This is a genomic window from Massilia sp. Se16.2.3 (assembly GCF_014171595.1).
Classification (GTDB): Bacteria; Pseudomonadota; Gammaproteobacteria; order Burkholderiales; family Burkholderiaceae_D; genus Telluria.
On the sequence record NZ_CP050451.1, the window covers coordinates 1,092,971 to 1,119,002 of the forward strand.

Here is a 26,032-nt window from a genome sequence, read left to right on the forward strand (position 1 = left end):
AGGTGTGGCCGGCGAGGTGCGGGCTGCGGGGCGACTCGTCACGCGGGCATCCAGCCTGCGTACCCCGACGCGGGAATCGCTGGCGGTAGCATCATCGTGCGCGAGGGTTTTGCTGCCGACAATCACCGCGTGGACGGCCGAGCCGCCTCGCCGGCCGCGTCCACCCTACGGTCACCGTGGACGGTTTCGTAGGGTGGGCACCCCGTGCCCACGCGGTACCGTCGTGTCCGCCAGTTCCGGATCGATGACTGAGCGCTCGCATCGGCTCCGCGAGCCGTACCGGATATCGATCAGCCAGTCCATACGTTTCAGACCGCGGCAGCGACCATTCACCGCAAGCGATATACGCGCGCAGTTATCGCATGGGCACGGGGTGCCCACCCTACCGAAATCCGGAGCCGCCAACGATCCGTGATCAGCGTGGTGCCCCTTCCCACCCCCCACCCAGCGCCAGGAACAGCGTCACCTGATCGCTCGCCAGCGCCGCATTCGATGCCGCCACCGCCGCCTCGCTGGTCGCCAGCGTGCGCTGGGCGTCGAGGGTGGTGAGGAAATCGGTGCGGCCGAAGCGGTACAGCCTGTCGGCCTGCTGTGCCGCCAGCGCACTTTGGTCGCGTGCCGCGCGCAGGGCCGCATTGCGGTCGAGCTCGCGCGCATAGGTGCTGAGCGCCGTCTCGGTTTCGCGCAGGGCGTTCAGCACCACGCCGTCGAAGCGCGCCAGCGCGCCGCCCGTTCCCGCTTCGGCCTGGGCGATGTGCATGCGCGCCGTGCCGGTGGCCGGCAGGCTCCACGAAATCAGGGGGCCCAGGCTGTAGCGCAGCGTGTTGCCTTCGCCGAAGCCGGACAGGGTGCCGCTGCTGCCGGCGGACAGGCCCAGGCTGATCGCCGGATACAGCTCGCCGGTGGCCACGCCGATGCGCGCGGTGGTGGCGGCCAGCTGGCGTTCGGCCTGGCGAATGTCCGGTCGCCGCCGCAGCAGGGCGGCACCGTCGCCGACTGGAATGGTCGATGCCAGTTGCGGCGCGCGTTCGCATTGGGCCACCGCCGGCGGAAAGCGGCCGGGAACGTCACCGGTCAGCACGGCAAGACGGTACAGGGCGGCGCGCCGCTGTGCTTCAATGGTGGCAGCGCTGCGCGCAATTGTTCCAGTTGGCCCCGCGCGCGGCTGTTGTCGAGGGCGGTGCCGCGGCCAAGCTTCACCCGCTGGGCGGTGGAGCGCACGAACTTGTCCTGCAAGGCGACGGACTGCCGCGCGATCACGATCTGCTGGCCGGTGGCGCAGGCATCGGGCGTAGGCGCGCGCGGTGTCGGCGGCCACCGTCACCCGTGCCAGGTCGAGCGCGGCCTGGGCGGCGTCGGCATCGGCGCCGGCCGCTTCGACGGCGCGCCGGATCTTGCCGAACAGGTCGAGCTGGTACGACACGTGCAGGCCGGTGTCGTAGCTGGCGCGGTCCGGCAGCGCGTGCGGCACGCCGCTGACAGCACCGGCCGCACGGCCGAACGCGGGCGCCGCGGACAGGTCCACGCCCGGGCGCTGCAATTGCTCGGCCTCGGCGACGACGGCGCGCGAACGCTCCAGGTTGGCGGCCGCCACGCGCAGGTCGGTATTCGCCGCCGGGGCCTTGTCGACCAGGCCGTCCAGCGTGGCGTCGCGGTACAGGCGCCACCACTGCGCTGGCAGCGGCTGCGCGCTGAACGGCTTGTCGGCGGCGCCGAGGAAAGGCGTGGCCGCTTCAGGACGCGCCACGACGGCTTGCGCCGGCACCCGGTAGTCGGGACCGACCGTGGTCGAGCAGGCGGCGACCAGCAGCAGCGGCAGCAGCTTGAGGAAAGTACGGCGGGCAGCCATCATGCGCCCCGCTTATGTGAGGCCGCCATGGTGTGCGCCGGTGCCGGCGTGGCAGGGGGCGCGCAACGGCCGGCAGCACCTGCACGGTCGCGGTCTGGCCCGCCACCAGGCGCACATTGGCCGGCACCGGGTCGAGCGCCACCCGCACCGGAATGCGCTGGGCCAGGCGGACCCAGTTGAAGGTCGGGTTGATATTCGGGAGCATGTTGGTGCCGGTGCTGCGGTCGCGGTCCGAGATGCCTTCGGCGAAGCTTTCGACGTGGCCGCTGAGTTTCTGGCCTGCGCCCATCAGCGACACCGCGACTGGATCGCCGAGGTGGATTGCGCCCAGCTTGGTTTCCTCGAAATAGCCTTCGACGTAGAAGGAGGCCCGGTCGACCAGGGCCATCACCGGGTGGCTGGCGCTGACATACGCCCCGGGACGCAGGTCCAGGTTGGTGACGGAACCGCTCACCACCGACACCACCCGCGTACGTTCCAGGTTCAGGCGCGCGGTATCGCGGTTGACGAGCGCTTGCGCCAGCGCCGCACGGGCCTGCTCGACGCGCGACTGGCCCTGCTCGCGCGCTTCCCGGGCCACCAGGTCGCCCAGCTGGACATTGCGGCGCGCCTCGCGTTCGGCCTGGGAGAGCGACGCGCGCGCCGCCTGCTCGGCCGCTTCGGCCTGGCGCAGCGCGAGTTCGAAGCGGGCACGGTCGATGTCGAACAGGACGTCGCCGGCTTGCACCTGCTGGTTGTCGTGCACATACACCTTCGTGACCTGGCCGGTGACGTCGGGCGCGACCTGCACCACATAGGCCTTGACGCGGCCATCGCGCGTCCAGGGTTCGATTTCATAGTGGCGCCACAGCTGCCAGCCCGCATAGACGGCGCCGGCGGTGGCCAGCAGGGTGATGCCGACGCGGGTGATTGCTCGGGGATTGAATTTCATGACCATCTCAAAACAGGTTGGAACAAAGGTAGGCAAGCATGCCCAGCACGATGACGAACAGCGAAAAATCAAACAGCGCCGGATGCCAGACATGGCGATAAAAGCCGGTGCGCGCCAGCACGCGGTTGACGAGGCGCGAGACCACGAGCGCGAGCAGGGCCAGCAGCAACAGCGGCGGGAAATAGATGCCGTAGAGGCTGACTTCGCCGATCATCGGATCTCCTTTTCAAGCAGGGGTGAGGGTTGGTACGGGGGCGCCTGCGGGAACAGGTCGCGGCGGATGCCGGCCAGCGCCGCCAGCGCCTGCTGCCGCGCATTGCCCCCTGGGCGGCGGCCACCGAGCGCAGCGCATTGTCGAGCGAAGCGAGCAGGTGCGCGTCTTCCAGCGTGTCGACCTGCGGCCGCGCCGCGAAATGCTGCGCCAGGTGTTCCAGCAGCGCCCATAGCGCGGCCTGGCTGCGGCCGAGTTCGCCGCTGGCGGCGCGCAGCTGCGTCATGTTCAGGCCGATGCGCAGGTCGACCAGGGCATCGGCCGCCTGCAAATCCGCGTGAAAGCCGGCCATCGCCAGGCGCGGCGTCAGCAGGGCGATGCGGTCGACCATGCGTGCCGAGAATTCCGGCACGGAAGGCACTTGCCGGCCATCGCCGATGCGCGCCAGTTCTCCCCAGCCGGCGCGCAGCAGGCGGCGCGCGGTCCAGCCGGCACCGACGCTGCGGAACATGCCGATGACGAGCACCGCCAGCGCCAGGCCGGCCAGTTGCGCCAGCGTCGCATTGATGAAGGAGGCGGCGTCGGCGGTATTCGTGTCCTGCATGGCCAGGGTGCCGGCGATGCCGAACATGAAAGGCATGGCCTTGCCGAAGGTGGCTGGACGCGCAATCAGGACGCCCAGCACCAGGAACACGGGCGCGGCCGCCAGCACGAACATCTCGAAGCTGTGGATGGCCGGCAGCACCGCCAGCAGATAAAAGGCCGACAGCGGGATCGAATAGATTGTCCACACCAGGAAGCCTTTAATGAAAGGCACCGGGTCGTCCTGGGTGGCGAAGAAACAGGACATGACGGCGGCCATCATCGGCACCGCGGCGCCAGCCGGCCAGCCGGTCAGGATCCAGAAGGCGCAGCCAAACCAGGGTCGCGATCACGGCCGCCAGCGCGGAAACCATCGCCAGGCCGCGGTCCAGGTGCAGCGCCTGCGGCTTGACGCCGGCCAGGTCGCGGCCCAGGCGCGGCATGCGGCCGTCCGCACCTTCTCCAATCTGGCCGCGCAGCGTGCGCGCTTCCACGCACAGGTCGACCAGCGCGCGCAGGCGGGCACCCACATTCAGTTCCAGCAGTTGCGGCCAGTCCGCATGGCGCCCCGGCTGTGGTGTGAGGGCAGCGATGGCGCCATGCAGGGCGGCCGGCGTGGTGGCCAGGGTTGCGTCGCGGCGGGCACCGGTCCAGGCGGTGATATCGGCCAGCAGCGCGTGCCAGCGCGACGAGGCTTCCGGGGCGCCCAGTTCGCGCAGCGCGCGCAGCCGGTCTTCCACTGCGGAGAGCAGCGGCACCATCGCCGCCAGCCTTTCCTGCAGCGCGTGGATGGCCTGCGCGGTCCAGCGCAGGTGCGAAGTGTCGAAAGGCAGGTGCACGGCCATCATGCGCAATTCCGTGATATCTCCGGCCAGCTTCCTGCGATCGAGCGCGCTCTGCGGCGTGCCGCCCGGGGGGCCAGCGCGTCCGCAATCCAGGCCTGGGCGTCGCGCAGCGCGTGGTCCAGGCGGGCCAGCATCACCGGGCCGAAACCCTGCGGAAAGACCAGCGAATGCACGACGGTGGCGCAGCTGATGCCGAGCAGGATTTCCTCGACGCGGGCCAGCGCGATGTCGAAGATGGTGCCGGGATCGTTCACGGCAGGAAAAGCGATCAGGCCCGCGGTGTAACCGGCCAGCATCACGACATAGGAACGGGGCGTGCGGTCCAGCAGCGACAGGTACAGGCAGCCGCCCACCCACAAGGCCAGCGCCAGCGACAGCAGTTCGGGAGAATTTGCAAAAGCTGGCACGATCAGCACCGTGGCCAGCGCCCCCAGCAGCGTGCCGCCGAAGCGGTACACGGCTTTCGAGCGGGTGGGTCCTGCGAAGGGCGCGGCGACGATGTAGGCCGTCATCAGCGCCCAGAACGGACGTGGCAAGCCGATGCGCATCGCGATGTAGAGCGCCAGCATCGCGGCGGCGAAACTTTTCAGCGAAAAGAGCGCCTCGTTTTTCGACGGCAGCTTCACGCTTTGTCTGGATTCTGCTCGCTTGGCTTGCCAATGCGCGACTGGATGCAGGTCAGCACGCGCAGGCAGGCATCGATGTCGGCCGGGTCGCATTCGCCGAACACGCTGCGGCGAAACGGAATCAGGGCCGCTTCCATCTGCGCCGCGCGGGTGGTGCCGTCATCGGTCAGTTGCAGGATCTTCGCGCGCCGGTCCTGCGGATCCTCGCGGCGTTCGATCAGGCCGTTGTCGATCAGGAGGTCGACCACACGCACCAGCGAGGACGCTTCCAGCCCCAAGGCGTCGGCCAGCACGCCGGGACGCACGCCTTCCGCGCCAAGACGGCCCAGGATCAGCACGGGCAGCGCTGTGGCCTGCGACAGGCTGTATTCGGAGGCAACCTTGTCGGCCATCGATTTATACGCCCGGGAGGCCTGGGTGAGGGCGGTGGTCAGTTGCATCAGGGTGTGGTCGAGGGAGTCCATGCGCTTCGCATTTTGGTTTGATTGCGAAAGTTTAGCATGCGAAGTAATTTCTTGCTGACGCCCGCACCTGTTCGCCAATCGATACTGCCCGACGTCTTATCGTTCCGCCACCATCGACGCGATCGCCACCAGCGACAGCGGCGCCTCGAACTCGTGTTCCGGCTCCACCTTGCGCAGCGCCTCGATTGGCGCATAGCCCCAGTGCACGGCGGCAAAGGCGATGCCGGCGCGGCGGGCGGCGTCGGCGTCGGTGGCCTGGTCGCCGATGTAGAGCGCCGCGCCTGGCACCACCGCCGCGCGCCGGATCACCTTGCGGATGCGCGCGGTCTTGCCGAAGACCGAGGCGCCGCATTCGTACTGGCTGATCAGGCCGGCCAGTTCCGGCCCCAGCACCGGCGCACGTTCTGTTCCGAATTCGACGAGACGATGGTCAGCGTGATGCCGCCGCGGGCCAGTTCGCGCAGCGCGTGGTCGATATGGGGAAACAGGCGGATCTGCCCCGCATTCGCGCTCATCAGGCTCTTGAAGCTGGCGGCGGCCAAGGGGAGCTTCCAGGCGGGCATGCCGACGTGGCGCATCACCTCGCGCGTGCCCGCGTGGCGCAGGCGTTCGGCCTGGCCTGGGTCGATGCGGCTGAAGCCATGCTGGTCGGCGATCTGGTTGAACACGCTCAGGAAGAACGGAAACGAGTCGGCCAGCGTGCCGTCGAAGTCGAAGATGGCGAGTCGGTAGGTCATGGCAGTTTAAGTACTCACCCAAAAATAAATGTGTTTTTGGCTGCCAGAACCGACGCGTTGCTGCGTTGGCTCCTGCTTGCAGTGCTCGCACTGCGGCGCAGCCGCCGCCTTGCACCGCATCCGGTTCTGTTTGCCAAAATTCCCATTTATTTTCGGTCGAGTACTTAGGAGGGCGCGCTTGCATGATACACAAGCGCGCCCGCGCCGCCTTGACGCCTGCCTTCACGCCTGGGCGGCGCGTTCCGGCACCACGAAGGCCAGGCTTTCCTCGAACGAACGCAGCACCATGTCGACATGCTGCTGCACCACGTTCTGGTTGGCGGCGGTTTCGCCGAAGGGCAGGCGGATCGTCACCAGCAGCGCGTGCGGCAGGGCGGCGCGCAATTCGTCGGCCACGCGCTGCCACTGGTCCAGCATCGATTCGACCGGATAGGTGATGAACACGGTCGACACCAGGTCGGCCGTCTGCGGGCCGGGATTGTCCTGCTCGGTTCCAACGACGACCCTGCGCGCATCGATGTCGAGTTCGCGCAGGGCGCGCACCAGCAGTTCGCTGAGCAGGTCGTCGCGTTCGGTGCCCAGGCCCGCGCACAGCACCACGGAATGCGCCGGCACGTCGAGCGAGCCCTGCCAGCGGCCGAGGCGGGCTTCGCGCATCTGGCGCAGGTGGGCGCCGACATTCGCATCGAGCAGCGACACACGCTGGCGCCGCCGCCGCGACGAGCCCGACACCGGCGTCAGCGTAGCGGCAACCTCGGCGATGGTGCTGCGGATGCGCGCGCCCCGGTTCATTTCGATCTGGCCGCTGCGCTGTTCGGCCGCGGCCAGCGAAATGCCCGGCAGCAGGATCTGGTCGCAATAGCGGGCGAAGCTGTGGCGCGCCAGATAGGATTTCGCATCGGCCAGGATGGCGTGGGTCTCGCCGCCCAGCGCGCGCTGGTAAAAGCGCTGCGCCGTGTTCACGTTCGGCACTTCCCCAGCAGGATGGTGACCGGTTCCAGCGCCCGCACGTGGCGCCCCGCCACCACCGGGCACAGGGTCAGTGGCGTCGACAGCAGCAGCCCGACCGGACCCCACAGGGCGCCCCAGAACAGGGCCGAGACGATCACGGCCAGCGGCGACAGGCCCGAGCTGTGCCCATATACCTTCGGCTCAACCACGTTTGCCACGAACAGTTCCAGCGCGACGAATACCGCCAGGCAGGACAGCGCCAGGCTCCAGCCCGGATCGATGGCGGCGACGAACGTGGCGATGAGCACCCCCCGCCACCATGATGCCGAGGTGGGGCACGAAGCGCAGCAGGCCGCTGAGCGCGCCCCACAGCGCCGCATGCGGCACGCCGAAGCCCCACAGCAGCACGCCGATCAGGCTGCCGAAAGTGAGGTTGACGACGAATTGCGACAGGAAAAAGCGCGACACGCCGCGGGTGGCGTCGGACAGGGCGCGCACGGTGCGGCTGATCTCGGCCTGGCCCGCCAGGCGGATCGCACGGTCGCGCAGGGATTCGTGTTCGAGCAGGATGAATACCAGCAGCACCAGCACCAGGCCGGCCTCGCCGATCGGCCCCCAGGCCAGCGCGAACAGGCGTGCCAGCGTGTCGCGGGTGGTGGCGCGCGGGGCGCGGATTTCCACCGGCAGCGGTTGATTGGCGCCGGTGGTGAGCGTGCCGCGCTTGACCGTCACCGGCGGCGGGGGCGGCACCGGTGCCTGCGGCGCCACCGCGCTCAGTTCGGCCTCCAGGCGCGCGAACGGACGCTCGGTGATCTCGCGCACGCGTTCGATCTTCGAGCGGATGGCGGCGCGGTATTGCGGCAAATCGCCGGTGACGGCGACCAGCTGGAAGGCGAGGATGGTACCGGCGCCGATCACGCAGGTGCCGGCCAGCAGCACCGAGACCGGGGTCGCCGGCAGGCGCCGGAAGCCGACGCGGCGCAGGCCGCGGATCAGGGGCGCGAGCACCAGGCTCAGGATCGAGGCCAGCGCCAGCGGCTCGAGCACGTCGCGTCCGAAGTAGAGCAGTCCGAGAATGCAGGTCGCGGTGACGACCGAGCTCGAGGTCAGGTTGTTGAGCAGGGATGAATCGCGCATCGGGAACGGGAACTCCGGCATTGCTGCTGCGTTGTGGTGGTCGCTGAACCGGCAGGGCCGGCGCCCAGCAGTCTAGCATCAATGGCAACCCGGCAGTTTGCCGTCGCGTTTACCACCCACCCGCGTGCGCAGGAGCGGTTGCGCGTGGCAAACGGTGGCGACTGCGCCACCCTACGAGCGTGTGAAAAAATGGCCATGGCCGCGTTGCATCATCTCGCCGTACCCTCGTACTGTCTTCGACGATGCGCCTTGCCCTGACCATTTTTTCACACGCTCTACGGCGCGATCTCGGCGAGCGCGGCGATCAGTGCGGCGGCGTCGACCGGCTTGACGAAATGGTGGTCGAAGCCGGCCTGGCGCGACGATTCGAGGTCGCTTGACTGCCCGTAGCCGGTCAGTGCGACATAGCGCGCCACCTGCAGCGCGGGTGCGGTACGCAGGCGGCGTGCCAGCTCGTGGCCGTCGATGCCGGGCATGCCGATGTCGAGGATGAAGACGTCGGGCGGCGCGGCCAGCGCGGCGTCCTGTACCGGTAGGGGTCGTTGATCGTGTCGACCTGGTGGCCGGCCGCGCCCAGCAGGGCACCCGGGGTGGCGGCGGCGTCGACGTTGTCGTCCACCAGCAGGATGCGCAGCGGCCGCGCGGCGCACATTGCCGTGGCCGCGGGCAGGACGGGGCCGATGGCGCCTGCGGCGCGCTCGCCGCCATCGACGGCAGCTCGACCGTGAAGCGCGCCCCGCGCCCCGCCCCCTCGCTGTGCACCGCGACCTGGCCGCCATGCATGCCAACGATATTCTTTACCAGCGCCAGGCCGAGGCCAAGGCCGCCCCGGGCCCGGTCCGGCGTGCGCTTGCCCTGCACGAACAGGTCGAACACGTGCGGCAGCAGCGCCGCGTCGATGCCGTTGCCGTTGTCGCTGACGACGATGCGCACCTTGCCGTCTTCGACATCGACCGCCAGGGTGATGGTGCCGCCGCGCGGCGTGTACTTGGCAGCGTTGGCCAGCAGGTTGGCCGTGACCTGGATCAGGCGCGCGCGGTCGCCCAGCACGCAGGCACGGGCCGAACCGAGCTGCAGCGCCAGCGCATGCCCTCCGCCCTCCACCAGCGGATGCACCTGCTCGGCGGCGCTGGTGACGACGGATTTGACGTCCACTTCGCTCTGTTCCAGCTGCACCATGCCGCGCGTGACGCGCGAGACGTCCAGCAGATCGTTGACCAGCGTCGTCATGTGGCTGACCTGGCGCGAAATGACCTCGCTGTACTGGCGCACCTTGTCGGCGTTGTGCGGCATCAGGCGCAGCACCTGGGCGGCGGCGCTGATCGGCGCCAGGGGATTGCGCAGCTCGTGCGCTAGCATCGCCAGGAACTCGTCCTTGCGGTGGTTCGCGGCCTGCAGCGCTTCTTCGTTCAGCTTGCTCTCGTGGATGTCGGTGTCGGTCCCGAGCCACTTGACGATGACGCCGCTCTCGTCGCGCAGCGGACGGCCGCGCGCCAAGATCCAGCGGTACTCGCCCGAGTGGTGGCGCGCGCGGTAGGTGATTTCGTAGGGGTCGCCGGTCGCCACGCTGTGCTCCCAGCGCGCCCGGCCGGGCTCGCGGTCGTCGGGATGCAGCAGGCTCTCGGCCCAGGCCGTGCCCTCGGCGGTGCCGGCCGCCATGCCGACAAAGGCGTAGAACTGCTCGTTGTGGTAGTCGACCGTGCCGTCGGGCAGCGCCGTCCACACCATCTGCGGCATGGCATTCGTGATGGTGCGAAAGCGCAGTTCGCTGTCGCGCAATTCCTCTTCGAAGCGCTTGCGTTCGGTAACGTCGCGGGTAGTGCCGGCCACCGCCTCGACTTCGCCGTCGGGCCCGAGGATGGGCACGAAGATGTAATCGTAGATGCGCGGTCCGACAGTGCCGGTAAAAGGCACTTCGCCACGGATCGGCTTTCTGGTCGCCTTCACCTGTTCGATCTCGCGGTCGTGCATGGCCGCATGCCAGGGCTCGTAGCCCAGTTCCAGGAAGGTCTTGCCGACCGCTTCCTCGAGCGTCTTGCCCAACAATTTCAGCAGCACGGCGTTGGCGAAGGTGAAGCGGTGCTCGAGGTCGAACACATAGACCAGGTCGGGCGTTGCCGACAGCACGGTTTCGTACAGCCGCCGGCGCCGCTCGGACTCTTCGTGCAGCGTGGCCAGTTCGCGCTCGGCGGCGTCCTGGCGCGCGGTGCTGTCCTGTTCGCGCAGGTGGCGTTCGGTCAGCAGCGCCAGCAGATCCGTGAAGTAGCCGATTTCGGCGGCCAGGGCAGGGCTCGGTGTGCGCGCGGCCGCGTGATAGAACGTCAGCGTGCCCAGTACCCGTCCGCTCGGGGAATGCAGCGGAAACGACCAGCAGGCGCCGACTCCGTGGGCCGCGGCCAGGTCCCGGTAAGGAGGTGGCAGCGGATCGCGCGCCACATCCGCGACGACGACGGGCGCGGCGCCGTGCACGGCCCGGCCGCATACGCCCCGTCGGGGCCGATCGGCAGCGCGCCAGCGCCGCCGCGAGCTGCGCCGGCAGGCCGCTGGCGGCGGCCATGGTGAGGTCGCCTTCCACTTCGTCGATGACGTAGAGCGCCGCCCAGGTGTCGCCGATCAGCCGGCGTGCTTCTTCCAGCAGGCTGTGCAGGATGGCGTCATGGGACGCGCCGCGCACCGCTTCCGACAGGATGTGTTTCAATCCGCCGAAATCCAGGCCTTCCGGATGTAGCCTCATCATGGGCATTCGCAAGTGGAAAATATCCGATTGTAGCGCACGGCCCAACCGTTCAGGGAGGCTTTGCGGGGCTGCGGCGCCCGTATCCGGCCCCCGCGGCCGCGCTCCACGCGCGCACGGTTTGAAAGGTGTGTTTCCTTCGCGTGAACAGCCTTACAATCTTGCTACCTTTATATCTGCGAAGCCCGATCCCATGGCCCAAATCCATCCTGCCGGCTGGCGCGAGATGTCCGTCACCGGGAATGCCGCACGCGAGATCGAAACCCTGGCCCTGCTCGAGCAGCGCCTGTCCGATACGCCCTACCACATCTACCACGGCGTGCACTGGACGAACGTCGAGCAGGGTTACTCGGTATATGGCGACGTCGACTTCATCATCGTCGCCCCGAACGGACGCATGCTGCTGATCGAGCAGGTGGCGGGCCTCCTCAACGAAACGCGCGACGGCCTGCTGAAGAATTTTCAAGGTAAACCGCGCAAGATCCGCGCCCATATCCTGCACACCATCGAGGGCCTGACGCGCCGTTACCAGGGCGAGCTGTCGATCGACTACCTGCTGTACTGCCCGGATTACACGGTGCGCGACCCGAACCTGGCCGGCATCGACCCGCGCCACATCATCGACGCCACCAACAAGGGCCGGCTGGGACGCATCATCCGCGAGGCGCTGCCGATTACCGAGAAAACCGAGGACTTCGACAAGGTGACGCGCTTCCTCGGCGACACGCTCAGCCTGCGGCCCGACCCGAGTTCGATGATCGGCTCGGCCACGCAGATGGTGACGAGATTGTCCGGCGGCCTGGCCACCTGGGCGCGGCGGCTGGAGTTTTCTCCCTACCGCCTGCGCGTGGCCGGCACGGCCGGCAGCGGCAAGACGCAGCTGGCGCTGGCCGAATATACCGCCGCGCTCGACGCCGGCCTGCGCCCTCTATATGTGTGCTTCAACCGGCCGCTGGCCGACCACATCGAGCGCCTGGTGCCGCCGGGCGGACGCGTGTCGACCTTCCACATGCTGTGCGACGCCTACATGCGCGCCCAGGACGTCACGCCGGATTACTCCTCGCCCGAAGTCTGGAACGACATCGAAAAGGCGCTGGCCGAGGTGGCGCTGCCGGAAACCTGGCAGTACGACGTGCTGATCGTCGACGAAGGCCAGGATTTTTCCAGTTCCTGGCGCGACATCGTGCTGGGCATGGTCAAACCCGGCGGGCGTGCGATCTGGCTGGAAGACCCGGACCAGAACCTGTATGGCAAGCAGATGGTGACGCTGCCAGGCTGGGTGAAGCTGCATTCCGACACGAATTACCGCAGCCCGCGCCAGATCGTGCAGATGCTCAAATCGATCGGCGCCGCCAGCGAAGCGGTGGAGGCCGGCAGCCCCTTCAAGGGCGCCGACATCGAGGAGCTGACCTATCCCGAAGGCGACGTCGAGGCGATGCTGGCGCAGACCCGGCGTGCCGTGACGACTTGCCTGGCCGCAGGCTTCGGCCGCCACGACATCGCCATTTGCTCGTTCAGGGGGCGGGAAAAGTCGGCCATCCTGAATATCGACAAGCTGAGCGACGCGCATACGCTGAAGTTGTTCACGGGTTCGTATGACCTGTTCGGCAACCCGGTATTTCGGGAAGGCGGGCTGCTGGCCGAATCCGTCTATCGTTTCAAGGGGCAATCAGCGCCGGCGCTGATTTTCACGGAAATCGACTTCGAGGAGATGACGGACCTGGTGCTGCGTAAACTCTTCGTCGGCATGACGCGCGCGCGGTTGAAGCTGGTGCTGGTGATGAGTGACCGGGCGGCGCTGCAGTTGCTGGACCGGATGTAGCCCGCCGTCCGCGGTCAGATCCCGGCCCCGTCCTGCGCCGCGGGGGGAACCTGCGTCCCGCTATGCTCCTTGGCCACCCGTACGCAGTTGCGGCCCTCGTGCTTGGCCTCGTACAGCGCCAGGTCGGCCGCGTGCATCAGCAGCTGCATGTTGTTGCCGTGCTGGGGATAGGATGCCACCCCGATCGATGCGGTCGCACCGATGCGTTTGCCGTCGTGCAGCACGTCGCCGGCGGCGATCGCCAGGCGCAGGGCTTCGGCGCGCATGAGCGCATTGTCCTGGCCGCAGTCGGCCAGCAGCACCACCATTTCTTCGCCGCCCATGCGGCAGGCGACGTCGCAGGCGCGGATGCCTTCGCGTAGCGTCAGCGCCACCTTGCGCAGGATGGCGTCGCCGCCCTCGTGGCCGAAGGTATCGTTGATGCGCTTGAAATGGTCGAGGTCGAGGATCAGCACGCTCAGGGGCGCATCGTTCCGGCTGGCGCGCGCCATCTCGCGCTTGAGCACCTCGTCGAGGTAGCGCCGGTTGTAGAGCTGCGTGAGCGGATCGACGATCGATTGCTGGCGCAGCGACACGCGCAGGCGCACATTGCTCAGCGCCAGGCCGAGCTGCTCGGCGAGCTGGCCGATCCAGGCGCGCTGGTCTTCGGCCGCGTCCAGCAGCTCGTCGCCCGCCACCGTCAGGCAGCCGATCACGTCGCCCTGCGTCACCAGCGGCAGGCACAGGCGGCCGGTATCGACCTTCGGCACGTGGCGGCAGGCCAGGCCCCCGTTCGGGCCGAACTGGTGCGGACTGCCGCGCCGCAGCGCCCAGCAATCCGTCGCTTCGATGATGTCCGGCTCGTGTTCGGTCGTGCCCCAGCCGGCCTTGCGCTCGAGGATATCGCGCGAGTTGTTGTACAGATACAGGCTGCCGGACAATTTCGGCAGCACGCGCGGCAGATAGCTGGCGATGACGCCGGCCGATTCGTCGACCGTCTCGGCCAGTTCCAGCGAATGCATCAGTTCCGCGCTACGGAAGAGCAGGGCGTTTTGCAGCGAGATGCGCTCGCTTGTCAGTTGGGTCTGGTCGGCAGCGTCCTGCGCCTTGCGCTCGGCCGCGTCACGCTGGCGCAGCACGCGCGAAGCGGCAACCAGCACCCCGGCCAGGAACAGGATGTTCGTAATCGTTGCCACGAGACTGGCGTTTGCGGCGGAATTCGAGGTCGCCAACAATTGATTGCCGAGTTCGGCACGCCGGTGCGAATACATTGCCAGTTCCTCGCCGATCAAATGGCGCAGCCCATCCATCTGCGCCTTGCCGGTGCCGGTGGCGATGAAGGTGGCTGCAGCGGCAAAACCCTGTTCACGGCGCAGGACGATTGCCTGCTCGACGTTATGCATTTTCGCTGCCGCGGCACGCTCGATGACGGCAAAGCGGGCAACCTCGCCAGGGCTGGCCATGCCTTTGCGAAGCCCCTCCTGGGTTGCAGGAATCGTGTTGATCGCCGTGTGATACGGCTCGAGAAAGCGTTCGTTTCCGGTGACAACGAAACCGCGCTGCGCGGTTTCGGCATTGAGCAGCTGCTCCAGCAAGGTCATCTGCAGCCGCTCGACGTCGGCAGCGGCGCGCAGCTGTGACATCACGGTCGTCACCTGGTTGTTGACGACCATCGGCAAAGCAGCGACGGTCGACATGACAAGGATGATCGCGCAGGCGGCGAGTTTGATCTTGGATTCGAATTTCATCTGTGGAGGCTGGGCTAACGCGGCTTCATTGCCGGCCAGCCCACAATCCCACGGCATTCTGCGGCAGCCGCTACCTGATGAGGGTAGGTTATCACAGGCCATAGGCGATTTAAGGTCTGGTGCGTAGCGGGGTTGCGGGCGGTTGTGAGGCGGACGCCCCGCTGACGAAAATCGGTTCGCGTCTCGTCAGCGCCGGGTTGGCGCGACTGGAATTGTTTCTCTAATCACAGCAACTTCTGGTCAGCGTGAAACAATTGCTAACCTTTCTCGTGGTAGCACTTGTACAAGCTCGGCTATGATGGCGGCCCGGTCGGCAATATCAGCATCAATGCGTGCTTTGGTAGGGTCGGAAAGCATTGTTGACGATAGTGCGAAGCATGAGGTGGGAATGAGCGCAGCAGGCGTAACAGCGCCCCGAGCGAACGGGGCCGGTGGTAACCAATTTTTCTTGATCAATCTGTTGAAGGCAGGGGCGGCGCAGCTGATCGTGTTGCACCACTTGGCGTTCTATGGACCGATGGCGGATCACGCGCGCCAGTTGGCGCCCGCGCTGTTCGATTGGCTGGCCGCCGATGCGCGGATTGCGGTGCAGGTGTTTCTTGTTGTGGGCGGTTTCCTGGCTGCCAAATCCTTGTCGCCGCGCGGATTGCCCGGCCTGAGCAATCCCCTTGCCACCATTTGGCGCCGCTACCTCAAGCTGGCGCCTCCGTTCTTGGTGGCGATGCTGCTGGCCATTGGTGCCTCGGCATTGGCATCGACCTGGATGACCCATGACTCCATCGCCGCACCGCCGAGTTTCGGCCAGCTGAGCGCGCATGCCTTGCTGCTGCACGATGTGCTCGGCTATGAAGCCTTGTCCGCAGGGGCCTGGTATGTGGCGATCGATTTCCAGTTGTATGCGGCGATGAGCTTGCTGCTGTGGGGATGCGGACGCTTCGCTGGCGGGCGCAATCTGCCCTGGCTGATGCCGATCGTGATGACGATCGTGGTCGCCGCTTCACTGTTGTACTTCAACCTGGATTCGGATTGGGATGTGTGGGCGCCGTATTTCCTGGGTAGTTACGGCCTGGGCGCGCTGGCATGGTGGGCAAGCGATCCTGCACGCCGCCCGCGCGCCGTTGCGCTCTTGCTGCTGATGATGGTGGTGCCCGCCTTGCTGGCGTTGACGCTGGATTTTCGCAGCCGTATCGCGGTGGCCCTGGCGGTGGCCTGTGTGTTGATGTTGTGCGGACGAACGCAAACTGCTCCAACAGGAATGTGGCCGCTGGTGAATCGCTTAGCGAAGATTTCTTACTCGGTATTCCTGATTCACTTCCCAGTATGCCTCGTGGTCAATGCCGCGTTCACTCAGTTTGTCCCCACCCAGTCCCACCTACAGGCGGCCGGCACGCTGTTCGCTTGGATCGCTAGCTTGGCAGCGGGGGCATTGTTCTTCCGCTGGATTGAGAGGCCGCTAGGGCAGATGGCGAAGTTGCGCCCTAGCTCGAGGGATGCACTTGCATTCAATGCAACCCGCTGAAAATGGGCAAGTAAAGATGGATGTGGCGCGGTTGCTTTACAATGCAAGCGCCTCACGTCAGAATGCAAGACTGCTCGTTAACACACGCCTTTTCGAAGTGGCGAAGAGGTGATCTCGACGGACAGCTGATCTAGCCGAGTTTGCGAGTTTCGGCGGAGCTCGCACTCCCAGACGACAAGCACTCGCCACCCTGCTGCTTCAAGTGCTGATTGTTTTCGCATGTCTCGCTCTATATTGGAGTTGAATTTCTCGTTCCATTGCCCGGCATTTGATGCGGGTGTCGTGGCGTAGCGGCAACCATGATGCCGATGCCAGAAGCAACCATGAACAAAAATCGCGACCTTGTACTTCGGGAGAACCAGATCTGGGGAGCCAGGCAAGTCACGAGTATGGAGACGGAAGCGAAAACCTTGTGCGTGGAGATATTTACGCACAGTCATCTCCGGCTTTGTGTCTTTTGAACGAATTCCGGCCATCATTCTCGACCGCGTGGCTGAATCGACTACGTCCATTTTTCCTGGTATCCTGTTCCCCCACGCAAGTTTTCACGTTAGGCCAAGTTGCTCATCGAACCGCTATCCAATCTTGCGGGTACTATCCCGATTGTTGACCTCTTTGCTGGACCGGGAGGTCTTGGTGAAGGATTTTCGTCGGTAAAGGGCGATCCTTTCAGGATAATTGTATCCGCAGAAATGAATTCTTCTGCGCGCAATACGCTTCGTCTGCGTGCCTTTTATCGTTTGCTCAAGCGCCAAAGCGGGAATGCGCTCGATTCGTATTACCGATTTTGCAATGGGCAGGCAGACCTTCCCCATGACGATACCAACCTTGACAAATGGATAGAGGCAGGCGAAGAAGCGCGGCAGCTGGAGCTCGGTAACCCTGCCGACAATGACGAGCTCGACCGCCGAATCTCGGCTTACGAACTCGGGCCAGATATACCTTGGGTCCTGATCGGTGGGCCGCCATGCCAAGCATATTCGCTTGTCGGACGGGCTCGCAACCGCGGAAAGGTCGAGTACCGCGCGGAAGACGATCATCGTCATTTTCTCTACAAGGAGTACCTGCGGATCATCCAGAAGTACCGCCCTGCGGTGTTCGTCATGGAGAACGTGAAGGGCATTCTTACGGCGACTGTGGGCGGGAGAAAGATTTTTGAAACGATCCTTCACGATCTTTCGGATCCCGACAGGGCAATGGAAATGCCGGCTTCCGGAAGTGGATACCGAATACACTCGCTGACCTGCCGTACCAGCTTCTCCACCAAGGATGCGCCCCGAAAAATCGATGTGCACGATTTCGTGATTAAAGCAGAACAGCACGGAATTCCCCAGGCACGGCACCGCGTAATTCTCATCGGTGTTCGCGATGACATCGGCCTTGGGTCGCCCGGGCAGATCGAGAAGGTTGCCGAGGTCACAGTCGCGCGGGTCATAGGCTCGTTGCCCAAGTTGCGCAGCCGGCTCAGCAAGGAACTCGATTCAAGCGAGAGTTGGGGGGAGGTCGTGGCGAATCACTTCCGCGAAATGGCTCGAGAGGTCACGGCTAGCAAAGCACAGGCTGAATTGCGGCATGTGCTCGAGGAGGTGTCCGCGGAGATCCCTCGGGGACTAGGGACGGGCGGCAACCAGCTTCGCAAGATCGGTTCCGACGAAGATGATCCGACATTGCTTGATGGCTGGTATTACGACCCTCGCCTTGAAGTCTGGCTGAATCACGATGCGCGAGGGCACATGCGCGCCGATCTGCGACGGTATGCGTTTGCGGCAGCATTTGCTGATGCGTTCGGCTGGTCGCCGAAGGGGCATGCCGAGTTCTCGTTGCAAGGTTTGCGGCCGAACCATGACAACTGGGAGACAGGAAAGTTCTCGGATCGCTTTCGAGTTCAGCTGCAAAATCGGCCCGCAACGACAGTAACCAGTCACATTTCGAAAGACGGCCACTATTTCATCCATTACGATCCGAAACAGTGCCGGAGCCTGACTGTGCGGGAAGCCGCAAGGCTCCAAACTTTTCCAGATAACTACTTTTTTCAGGGAAATAGAACTGAGCAGTTTCACCAAGTCGGGAACGCAGTGCCTCCGCTACTTGCGAAAAAGATCGGCGACATCGTTATTGCCCTGTTACGTGGTGGGGATGCAGGCTCTACGGCCCCTGCACAACAGGATCTCTGGGCGACAAGAGTTCCGTAACCGTTCTGTGCCGGCTGTCAGTCAGAGTGAAAACAGAGCGTGTGTTGGAAAAATGCTGCGGTGATTGTTTGTTAGTTTTAAGTGCGCAAAATAAGTGATAATGAAAGGAAATAAGTTTCCCTTGTCACTTTGAAGCGCATCACTGCATGGCCCATCACCACCACTTGGTGTTTCATCCTCGCCCTTTGCTCCTGTGGCTGAAATCCAGGTCGCAATAATGCAGGCGGACAGAAAGCTTAGTCCGCTTTTCCGGCTTGCCCTCAAGTCGGGGGCAGTGGAGGCGATTGCGCTCCACATTCATCGCGGCGAATCGCTAAATGGCCGCGATTCTGCCGGTCTCACGCCGCTGATGATCGCGGCCATTCACAACCAGCAGGATTCGTGCACGAAGCTTCTTGCCTTGGGTGCAGATGCGTCGCTGCTCAGTGCCGGCGGTAAGACGGCCGTCGAGCTGGCGCGTGACCATGGCCACCTTACGCTTGCTACACTTCTCCTGCCACGTGGTGCGCCGAATTCCGACGGGCCTCACACCGCTGAGATTGGCAATGTCCTGTTGAGCAACGGATCTTCTTCGCCTCCCGCGATCGGCGGCACGCATCTCCTGCCTCTTCAACACTGCAGCGCAGAGGGCCTTCAAATGGCTTCCGTTGACACCACGTTGGCGCAGAGCGCAGAAATCCACCCGTTAGAATTTACTGATGATCTATCCGGATGGACTGCCGACGCAAACGTTAGTGTGCCTGTTCACGATGCAGACTGCGTAATGGCAGCCGAGGGAGTTCAGCGGCGTATCTCTGAGCACCGCAGAATCAGCGACGATGCTGACTGGTCAGCAATCGACTTCGAACTTCCTGAAGCTCGCGCAGCCCAGCTTTCGCCCCGGATCGAGGATCTAGCCGCAGTTGAAGGCCTCATTGCATCCGGGTTGCGCGACGGCTACGTGACGGACGACAACCTTCAACAGGCGCTCGAAAAGGACTTTGGTTTTGAGATCGAGCGTGTGCGGGTTGTCATGGAGGGGCTTCTCGACGATCTCGGCATTCTGCTGGAGACTGTCGGCACACCCCTTCCCCAAGTGAGCCTCAGCGCCAATAACGAGGAGTTAATCGAGGTTCTTCATGTGCTCCACGATCGTCTCGCCGAACCCACCGGGCCGGAGCATATGTACTTCACTGAGGCACGCAAGTACGACCTCATCAAGCGCGAGGACGAGGAACGGCTGGGGCGGCAGATGGACAGCACCCTCGGCCAATTGACCCGCGCCCTTGCTTCGCTGCCCGAGCGCGACTGGCTGCTTTACTTTGCACAGACTGGTGAAGGCGGCGGTGTCGCCATCCATGAGCTGGAGGATGGTGACGAAATGGCTGAAGGCGGCGAGTCGCTCGAAGCTGCTTCGGAAGAGAAGGGCGCCGATAGCGTTGAGGGCGATTTCCGATCCTACGTGCAGCTCGTCCGCAGCGGCGCACCGGAGAATGGCCGTGACAGGGCAGTGCCGCGGCCCGCCCCGGTCGACCTGAAGAGGATGCTTGACGCAGCATCGCGGCTTGATGACGTTGCCGCCGATCTCGTGAACTCGTCGATTGCCGGGTACGAGCGTGCACGCGATCGCTTGGTGACTGCCAATCTTCGCTTGGCGATCTCGCTCGCGCACAAGTATCGCTACAGTGGTCTGCCGCTGGCAGATTTGATTCAGGAAGCGAACATCGGTCTCATGCGTGCTGCGGAACGATTCGATTTCCGGCGCGGCTTCAAGTTCTCCACGTACGCGACTTGGTGGATACGCCAAGGCATGAGCCGGAGTGTACAAGACACCTCACGCACAATTCGAGTGCCGGTTCACCAAGGCGAAAAAATATATCAGGTCAGCCGGGTGCAGCGCGAGCTGGAATACGGTCGCGCAGGAGAGGTGCGTCCCGAAGAAATCGCCAATCATCTCTCTCTTTCGTTGCGGCAGGTTGAGCAGATCATCCGTGCTGATATCCGGGTAATTTCTATTGAGGAGTGCGGTCCGGATCTCGAACCATTTACTCCGGATCCCTTCAGCATCGTTGACCTGCAATGTGATCCGTTGCAGAGAGCGTGTGACCGTAGTCTGGCTACGGCAATCGAACGCTTGCTTGCCGGGATCGACAAGCGAGGACGCCAAGTGATCGTAGCGCGTTTTGGCTTCGATGGCGCGGGTGGCCGGACCCTCGATGAGGTGGGGCAGCAGTTCGGCGTGACACGGGAACGCATTCGCCAGATAGAAGCAAAGACTCTTCGAAAACTCAACCATCCATCCCGTGCCGATGTGCTTGCTCCCTACGCGCCAATGGCCCGTACAGGGACCGAACCGCAGGAAGAAGAATGAAAGAAAACGGATTCCGCCACGCGCCTCCGCGCGCGGTCGCAATGATAGAAGCGCTGCGCGGATTGGGTTACAGCACCGCCACGGCGCTTGCCGACATCATCGACAACAGCATCGCTGCCGGAGCGAAAAATGTCGAGCTGACATTCGAATGGAGTGGCAAGGGAAGCCGAGTCCGCGTAGAGGATGACGGCGACGGCATGAGTGCCGTCGAGCTCGACTCTGCAATGCGTCTGGGGGAAAAGAACCCACTGGACCGCCGGGACGAAAATGACCTCGGGAGATTCGGTCTTGGGCTGAAGACGGCCTCCTTCTCCCAGTGCCGACGCCTGACCGTTGCGTCCGTTGGGCCGGATGGATTGCAGTGCCTGCGCTGGGATCTCGATGTTCTGGCCGCCAGCGAAGGCGATGGCTGGCATTTGCTGGAAGGGCCGCATGACAGCGCCGGCGAGCTGGTTGAACAGTTCGGTAGTCGTTCGCATGGAACCCTGGTGTTGTGGGAGGTCCTTGATCGAATCGTTACGGACAGCTATGGCGAACAGGATTTCCTCGACATGATCGACCGAGTCGAGCGGCATCTGGCGATGGTGTTTCATCGGTATCTCGAGGGCACGCGTCCTCGTCTGCGGCTGCGCATCGGCGGCAAGCCAGTCAATCCCTGGGACCCGTTCCTGTCAGGCCATCCGGCAAAGCCGTGGCATTCCCCGCCGGCGTCGGCTCCTGGAATGCCCGGGGTAGAGGTGGAATGTCATGTCCTTCCGCACAAGGATCGGCTGACCTCAAAGGAGCATGAGTCGGCCCAAGGGCCTGACGGCTGGACGGCACAACAGGGTTTTTATGTTTACCGTAACGAGCGGTTGCTAGTGGCAGGAAGCTGGCTTGGGCTCGGCCAAGGACGCGGGTGGACCAAGGACGAGGCACACCGACTTGCTCGCATTCGGCTCGACATACCGAATTCGGCCGACCAAGCATGGAAAATCGATATCCGGAAATCGACCGCCAGGCCCCCGGTGGAGGTCCGCGCGTGGCTCGCAAGGCTTGCTGACGAGACGCGCAGCAGGGCACGCAAGGCGTTCGCACTGCGTGGCCAGGCTCCTCGGAACCGAAACGGCGAAGAAGTCAGCCAGGTATGGCGCTCGCAGAAGTTCTCGGGCGGAATGCGCTACCGCATCGACACCGACCATCCCGCCGTGCGCGCCGTGCTTGACGACGCGCGCGCGCTGGCCCCCCAAGTACTGGCAATGCTGCGTGTGATCGAGGAGACCGTACCGGTTCAGCGGATCTGGCTCGATACGGCGGAAAACCGGGAGACTCCGCGCACGAGCTTTTCCGGCGAGCCACCCGCGGCGGTCACCGAAGTGCTGATGGTCATGTACCGCAACATGGTTCTGCTCAAGGGCATGTCGCCGGCCATGGCCCGCACCCGTCTTCTGCTGTCCGAGCCATTTCAGAATTACCCTCAACTGGTGGGCTCGCTGCCCGACCAGCCTCCCGAACTGGAAAAGAAACCATGACGTCACAAGTCGAAGCCAACAAGACAAGCGTTATCAAGATCGTGCAGGAGCTGCTGTTCAATGAACCCGACAAGAGCGCCATCACGCCCGCACTGATCGCGGAGAAGATTGCGCTGGTGCTGATGATGAATCAGCGCTGGGGTGAAGGCCTCGACCGCGACGCGGTGTCGGACGAGCTGATTCGCCGGTTCAGCGTGTGGCGCAGCCAGGACAGCTGGCTCGAGAATAATGAAGGTCACGTGCCTTGGCTGACGCCCGAGCGCAAGAAGGACTGGCGCTACTGGCAGCGGTACCGGGAGTTCCAGGAGGCCCGCATGGCATGGGAGGCCGTCGACGGCCTCGACAAGTCTTCCGACCGCATTCTTGGCATGCTGGAAGACCCACAGCGCAAGGGCCCCTGGGACCGCCGCGGCCTTGTTGTCGGCCACGTTCAGTCCGGCAAAACCGGTAACTACACTGGCCTCATCTGCAAGGCAGCCGATGCCGGCTACAAGATCATCATCGTCCTCGCCGGGATGCACAACAACCTCCGTACGCAGACGCAGATGCGTCTCGACGAGGGCTTCCTCGGATTCGAGACCAACCCATCTGCCGAAGGCATGCGGCTCATCGGAGTAGGCACCATTGATCAGGATCCGTCGATCCGGCCGAACTACGCGACCAACCGGACGGACAAGGGCGATTTCATTGCCAGCAATGTCAAGAATCTAGGGGTATCGCCAGAAGCGCTCCCGTGGCTGTTCGTGGTGAAGAAGAACAAGACCGTGCTGGCCCGGCTGCTACGCTGGATTCAGACGCATGTTGCCGACGCGGTGGAGCCGGAGACCGGCCGCAAGGTGGTCACGCACCTGCCTCTCCTGATCATCGACGATGAAGCCGATCATGCCTCCGTTGATACCGGAGCGCAGCTCTTCGATGCCGACGGCAAGGCTGACGAGGACCACCAGCCTACGGCCATCAATGGTCTTATCCGGCGGATCCTGCACGCGTTTCATCGCAAGGCCTACGTCGGATATACGGCCACGCCATTTGCCAACATTTTCATTCACGAACGTGGCACCACCGCAGAGGCAGGGCCAGACCTTTTCCCGGCAGCATTCATTCACAATCTTGGTTCGCCTTCCAACTACGTTGGCCCGGCGCGTGTGTTCGGTCTCTACAATGGAGATGAGCGTCAGGGCAGCCTGCCGCTGGTGCGCACCGTCGACGATCACTGCAGCAAGGATGGACGATCCGGCTGGATGCCGGTTGGGCACAAGAATACCCATGTTCCATCGGATGCCGATGAAAGCGCGCTGCCAGCCTCTCTGCGTGAAGCCATCGACGCGTTCATCCTTTCCTGTGCCGCGCGTCAGGTACGGGGACAGAAAGCGCAGCACAGCTCGATGTTGGTCCACGTGACCCGCTTCAACGCAGTTCAGCTCGAAGTCCACACGCGCGTCGAACAATACGTGCGCTCCATCGATCAGCGCCTGTCGCGGCGGATAGGGCATCAGCCGGTTCTGGACAGGCTGGCCGAACTGTGGGCGAATGATTTCGAGCCCACTACGGCAGAGATGGCGGAAAAGGTACCCGACGCGGGTCCCTTCAGCTTCAGCACATGGGGAGAAATCGCTGAGGTTCTGCCGCTCGTAGTCAGCGAGATCAGCGTGCGAGTAATCAATGGCACAGCTGGCGACGTGCTGGACTACACCGAAACCGCTGATGGCCTGAAGGTAATCGCAATTGGGGGCGACAAGCTGGCACGGGGACTGACGCTGGAAGGACTGTGCACGAGCTACTTCCTGCGCGCTTCGCGGATGTACGACACGCTCATGCAGATGGGACGCTGGTTCGGCTATCGTCCGGGCTATCTCGATCTCTGCCGCCTTTACACCACTTCGGACCTGATCGAATGGTTTGAACACATCGCCGATGCGTCCGAGGAGCTGCGAGACGAGTTCGACATGATGGTGGAAAGCGGCGGCACACCCCGCGACTATGGCCTGAAGGTCGTATCGCATCCGGTGCTGATGGTTACCTCGCGCCTGAAGATGCGCTCGGCACGGAGCCTGTACCTGTCGTTCAGCGGGCATGTCATCGAAACCGTGGCGCTGCATCGACAGCAACGGCAGCTCGACACGAACTTCGCGGCGTTCAATGAACTGGTCGCGGCCATGGGCGAAGGCAAGCGGGATCCGGTACAGCAGCGCCCCGCAACGGACGACCGTTGGAGCGGGGTGCTCTGGGAGGCGGTGTCGCATGAACACGTGACTGATTTCCTCAGCGCATACAGCACGCATCCTGAGGCAATGAAGGCGAACAGCCTCCTGCTTCGTGACTTCATCGTCAAGATGGTCAAGGAAAACGAACTGACAGAATGGACTGTGGCAGTGATTGGTGGCGGAAAGCCGGACAACCCCGTCAACGTTGCCGGCGTATCCGTGCAACGGGCGAAGCGTTCGGCGAAGTCGCACACGGTGGACCGGCAGTCTATCGGTCGTCTGCTGTCGCCCAAAGACGAGGGTATTGATTTCGGCATTGAGGCGTGGGAAGCCGCACTGGCGGAGACACGCAAGATCTGGAAGGAAGATTCTGCTCGATTGAAGAATCAGGCAGAGCCTGATGTTCCGAGCGGCCCTATTCTGCGGCGAGTACGGGGGCATGGTGCCCCTGGAGTACAAGCCCATCCCGAGCGGGGCGTACTGCTCGTGTATCTGGTCGATGTCGAAGGTATTCAAGGCGAACCGGCTACAGGTGAAACGCCGGTGGTCGCTTTCGGAGTGAGCTTCCCCGGAAGCCGTTCCGGTACAAAGGTCGAATACAAAGTCAATAACGTTCTTTGGGAACTGGAATATGGCGCCGCTGATTAACGAGGAAGTACTCGCTGCCTGGCGTGCGCTCGCCAGCGACACGCGTGGCGAGGGCGGCTGGCGCTGTATTCCGATTTCAGGATTGGCAGGGGGGCGTCTCCAGGCGGCTCGGCGGTTCCCGGAAAACAGTGAAGCCCTCATCATCGGGTTCTCATCAGTCGCCCTGCCTGCACCATCGATGCTACCCGCCGCGGCTGGCTTTCGCGTTGAACGCGCTTCGGTGGGACTGCCAGGCGAATGGCTTGCGCTGGTCCGTCAGGAGGAGGGGGGTATCGAACTGTTCTCGAGAATGGTAACCGATGTCGTGGCAGCAATCGCGGCGAACGCGGAGTCGTCCCATCAGCGAAAGATGCAGATTTTCCTTGGTCGCATTCGAGCATGGCAACACTTCATGAGCAGGAGCTCGGGAGCATTAAGCGCTGAAGCCGAACTGGGGTTGAGCGGCGAGCTTGTATGTCTCGAACGGCTGGTTTCCGCTGGGCTGGACCTGCATGCGGCAGTCGAGGGCTGGCGTGGGCCGCTTAATGGCCTCCAGGATTTCGAGGTCGGATCGGGTGCCATCGAGGTTAAGAGCACGCTGGCTCACGACGGCTTCCCGGTCACCATCATGTCTCTGGCGCAGCTGGATGATTCAGTGCGGCAACCGCTATTCCTTTTCGGCTGCCGCTTCGCCCTTGCGGCTGATGGTCTGTCGCTTGCCGCCAAGGTGGCTGCGCTGCGCAGTGTGCTCGAGAGCGACCCTGCGGCGGCGGCCCTGTTCGAGAATGCATTGCTGCATGCCGGGTTCGTGGACGCGCATGCAGAACATTACACCCGCTGTCTGACGGTGTCGGAAGGGCGATTCCTGCGTGTCGACGAAAGCTTTCCACGCCTCGTTGCCGCGAACGTGCCCGCTGCCATCCGCCACGCCCGCTATGAAATCGATCTGGACGGGGTCGATGTTCCCGCAGCCACGATCGAACATATCCTCACTATGACTGGAGCCATCTGAG

At 64.1% G+C, this 26,032-nt stretch carries 19 protein-coding genes and 3 pseudogenes; 7 read left to right on the forward strand and 15 right to left on the reverse strand.

What is annotated here, in order from left to right; translation table 11 throughout:
* Positions 1-415: 415 nt before the first annotated feature.
* The 13 genes and pseudogenes from G4G31_RS05115 to G4G31_RS05150 all read right to left on the reverse strand — a co-directional run.
* Positions 416-1,852 carry an efflux transporter outer membrane subunit gene (locus G4G31_RS05115; RefSeq protein WP_229425376.1) on the reverse strand — a complete coding sequence of 479 codons (1,437 nt, stop codon included), beginning with the start codon at positions 1,850-1,852 and terminating at the stop codon, positions 416-418.
* Positions 1,734-2,780 carry an HlyD family secretion protein gene (locus G4G31_RS05120; RefSeq protein WP_182990569.1) on the reverse strand — a complete coding sequence of 349 codons (1,047 nt, stop codon included), beginning with the start codon at positions 2,778-2,780 and terminating at the stop codon, positions 1,734-1,736. Before G4G31_RS05120 ends, G4G31_RS05115 begins: the two co-directional genes overlap by 119 nt.
* A 7-nt stretch (positions 2,781-2,787) precedes the next feature.
* Positions 2,788-2,994: a DUF1656 domain-containing protein gene (locus G4G31_RS05125; protein ID WP_182990570.1), complete on the reverse strand. Its 207-nt coding sequence runs from the start codon at positions 2,992-2,994 to the stop codon at positions 2,788-2,790.
* Between the two features lie 160 nt (positions 2,995-3,154).
* Positions 3,155-3,856, reverse strand: a pseudogene (locus G4G31_RS28065) (FUSC family protein); the annotation flags it as partial.
* A pseudogene (locus G4G31_RS28865) lies at positions 3,795-5,137 on the reverse strand (FUSC family protein). The pseudogenes G4G31_RS28865 and G4G31_RS28065, both read right to left, overlap by 62 nt.
* Positions 5,041-5,508 (reverse strand): MarR family winged helix-turn-helix transcriptional regulator, encoded by a 468-nt coding sequence (locus G4G31_RS05135; protein WP_182990571.1) that lies wholly within the window; start codon positions 5,506-5,508, stop codon positions 5,041-5,043. The pseudogene G4G31_RS28865 and the gene G4G31_RS05135 overlap by 97 nt, the downstream one beginning before the upstream one ends.
* Before the next feature lie 96 nt (positions 5,509-5,604).
* Positions 5,605-5,901 (reverse strand): HAD hydrolase-like protein, encoded by a 297-nt coding sequence (locus tag G4G31_RS25275; protein WP_229425377.1) that lies wholly within the window; start codon positions 5,899-5,901, stop codon positions 5,605-5,607.
* A complete protein-coding gene (locus G4G31_RS25280; RefSeq protein WP_229425378.1) occupies positions 5,874-6,245 on the reverse strand; it encodes an HAD hydrolase-like protein in 372 nt (123 codons plus the stop codon). Before G4G31_RS25280 ends, G4G31_RS25275 begins: the two co-directional genes overlap by 28 nt.
* A 222-nt stretch (positions 6,246-6,467) precedes the next feature.
* The gene (locus G4G31_RS25285) at positions 6,468-7,208 is read right to left on the reverse strand and encodes a hypothetical protein (RefSeq protein ID WP_229425379.1); all 741 of its coding nucleotides are present in this window, start codon (positions 7,206-7,208) and stop codon (positions 6,468-6,470) included.
* Positions 7,205-7,504, reverse strand: coding sequence for an AI-2E family transporter (locus G4G31_RS27440; RefSeq protein ID WP_267873655.1), 300 nt, complete (start codon positions 7,502-7,504; stop codon positions 7,205-7,207). Before G4G31_RS27440 ends, G4G31_RS25285 begins: the two co-directional genes overlap by 4 nt.
* Positions 7,398-8,333 carry an AI-2E family transporter gene (locus G4G31_RS25290; RefSeq protein ID WP_267873656.1) on the reverse strand — a complete coding sequence of 312 codons (936 nt, stop codon included), beginning with the start codon at positions 8,331-8,333 and terminating at the stop codon, positions 7,398-7,400. The genes G4G31_RS27440 and G4G31_RS25290 overlap by 107 nt, the downstream gene beginning before the upstream one ends.
* Before the next feature lie 275 nt (positions 8,334-8,608).
* A complete protein-coding gene (locus tag G4G31_RS28870) occupies positions 8,609-9,112 on the reverse strand; it encodes a response regulator (RefSeq protein WP_374011344.1) in 504 nt (167 codons plus the stop codon).
* Positions 9,105-10,802, reverse strand: a pseudogene (locus G4G31_RS05150) (PAS domain-containing protein); the annotation flags it as partial. The gene G4G31_RS28870 and the pseudogene G4G31_RS05150, both read right to left, overlap by 8 nt.
* Positions 10,803-11,260: 458 nt before the next feature.
* On the opposite strand from G4G31_RS05150, the gene G4G31_RS05155 reads away from it, so the two are divergent.
* Positions 11,261-12,889, forward strand: a complete 1,629-nt coding sequence (locus tag G4G31_RS05155; protein WP_182990573.1) for an ATP-binding domain-containing protein — start codon at positions 11,261-11,263, stop codon at positions 12,887-12,889.
* 14 nt (positions 12,890-12,903) lie between these two features.
* Here the strand turns inward: G4G31_RS05155 and G4G31_RS05160 are convergent, their stop codons facing one another.
* A complete protein-coding gene (locus G4G31_RS05160; RefSeq protein ID WP_182990574.1) occupies positions 12,904-14,616 on the reverse strand; it encodes a diguanylate cyclase in 1,713 nt (570 codons plus the stop codon).
* A gap of 388 nt (positions 14,617-15,004) precedes the next feature.
* On the opposite strand from G4G31_RS05160, the gene G4G31_RS05165 reads away from it, so the two are divergent.
* Positions 15,005-16,135, forward strand: a complete 1,131-nt coding sequence (locus G4G31_RS05165; protein WP_182990575.1) for an acyltransferase — start codon at positions 15,005-15,007, stop codon at positions 16,133-16,135.
* A 77-nt stretch (positions 16,136-16,212) separates the two neighbouring features.
* Here G4G31_RS05165 and G4G31_RS05170 read toward each other — a convergent pair whose 3' ends face one another.
* Positions 16,213-16,647, reverse strand: a complete 435-nt coding sequence (locus tag G4G31_RS05170; protein ID WP_182990576.1) for a very short patch repair endonuclease — start codon at positions 16,645-16,647, stop codon at positions 16,213-16,215.
* A gap of 48 nt (positions 16,648-16,695) precedes the next feature.
* Here G4G31_RS05170 and G4G31_RS05175 point away from each other — a divergent pair, with 48 nt between their 5' ends.
* The 5 genes from G4G31_RS05175 to mzaD all read left to right on the forward strand — a co-directional run bounded on the left by G4G31_RS05175 (position 16,696) and on the right by mzaD (position 26,031).
* On the forward strand, positions 16,696-18,327 hold the full coding sequence (locus G4G31_RS05175; protein ID WP_229425380.1) for a DNA cytosine methyltransferase: 1,632 nt from the start codon (positions 16,696-16,698) through the stop codon (positions 18,325-18,327).
* A gap of 217 nt (positions 18,328-18,544) precedes the next feature.
* Positions 18,545-20,677, forward strand: a complete 2,133-nt coding sequence (locus G4G31_RS05180) for a sigma-70 family RNA polymerase sigma factor (protein ID WP_182990577.1) — start codon at positions 18,545-18,547, stop codon at positions 20,675-20,677.
* The gene (gene mzaB, locus G4G31_RS05185; RefSeq protein ID WP_229425381.1) at positions 20,674-22,188 is read left to right on the forward strand and encodes an MZA anti-phage system associated ATPase MzaB; all 1,515 of its coding nucleotides are present in this window, start codon (positions 20,674-20,676) and stop codon (positions 22,186-22,188) included. The genes G4G31_RS05180 and mzaB overlap by 4 nt, the downstream gene beginning before the upstream one ends.
* Positions 22,185-25,040: an MZA anti-phage system associated Z1 domain-containing protein MzaC gene (gene mzaC, locus G4G31_RS05190; protein WP_182990578.1), complete on the forward strand. Its 2,856-nt coding sequence runs from the start codon at positions 22,185-22,187 to the stop codon at positions 25,038-25,040. The genes mzaB and mzaC overlap by 4 nt, the downstream gene beginning before the upstream one ends.
* Complete coding sequence (mzaD, locus tag G4G31_RS05195) at positions 25,024-26,031, forward strand: MZA anti-phage system associated PD-(D/E)XK motif protein MzaD (protein ID WP_182990579.1); 1,008 nt, start codon at positions 25,024-25,026, stop codon at positions 26,029-26,031. The genes mzaC and mzaD overlap by 17 nt, the downstream gene beginning before the upstream one ends.
* The last annotated feature ends 1 nt before the right edge of the window (position 26,032 follow it).

Coding starts and splice junctions, on each gene's coding strand:
- G4G31_RS05160 (WP_182990574.1), bottom strand. CDS start 14,616: ATGAAATTCGAATCCAAGATCAAACTCGCCGCCTGCGCGATCATCCTT.
- G4G31_RS05115 (WP_229425376.1), bottom strand. CDS start 1,852: ATGATGGCTGCCCGCCGTACTTTCCTCAAGCTGCTGCCGCTGCTGCTG.
- G4G31_RS05135 (WP_182990571.1), bottom strand. CDS start 5,508: ATGGACTCCCTCGACCACACCCTGATGCAACTGACCACCGCCCTCACC.
- G4G31_RS05125 (WP_182990570.1), bottom strand. CDS start 2,994: ATGATCGGCGAAGTCAGCCTCTACGGCATCTATTTCCCGCCGCTGTTG.
- G4G31_RS05170 (WP_182990576.1), bottom strand. CDS start 16,647: ATGGACGTAGTCGATTCAGCCACGCGGTCGAGAATGATGGCCGGAATT.
- G4G31_RS25290 (WP_267873656.1), bottom strand. CDS start 8,333: ATGCGCGATTCATCCCTGCTCAACAACCTGACCTCGAGCTCGGTCGTC.
- mzaC (WP_182990578.1), top strand. CDS start 22,185: ATGACGTCACAAGTCGAAGCCAACAAGACAAGCGTTATCAAGATCGTG.
- G4G31_RS25280 (WP_229425378.1), bottom strand. CDS start 6,245: ATGACCTACCGACTCGCCATCTTCGACTTCGACGGCACGCTGGCCGAC.
- G4G31_RS05120 (WP_182990569.1), bottom strand. CDS start 2,780: ATGAAATTCAATCCCCGAGCAATCACCCGCGTCGGCATCACCCTGCTG.
- mzaB (WP_229425381.1), top strand. CDS start 20,674: ATGAAAGAAAACGGATTCCGCCACGCGCCTCCGCGCGCGGTCGCAATG.
- mzaD (WP_182990579.1), top strand. CDS start 25,024: ATGGCGCCGCTGATTAACGAGGAAGTACTCGCTGCCTGGCGTGCGCTC.
- G4G31_RS05155 (WP_182990573.1), top strand. CDS start 11,261: ATGGCCCAAATCCATCCTGCCGGCTGGCGCGAGATGTCCGTCACCGGG.
- G4G31_RS05165 (WP_182990575.1), top strand. CDS start 15,005: ATGAGCGCAGCAGGCGTAACAGCGCCCCGAGCGAACGGGGCCGGTGGT.
- G4G31_RS28870 (WP_374011344.1), bottom strand. CDS start 9,112: ATGGCGGCCAGGTCGCGGTGCACAGCGAGGGGGCGGGGCGCGGGGCGC.
- G4G31_RS05180 (WP_182990577.1), top strand. CDS start 18,545: ATGCAGGCGGACAGAAAGCTTAGTCCGCTTTTCCGGCTTGCCCTCAAG.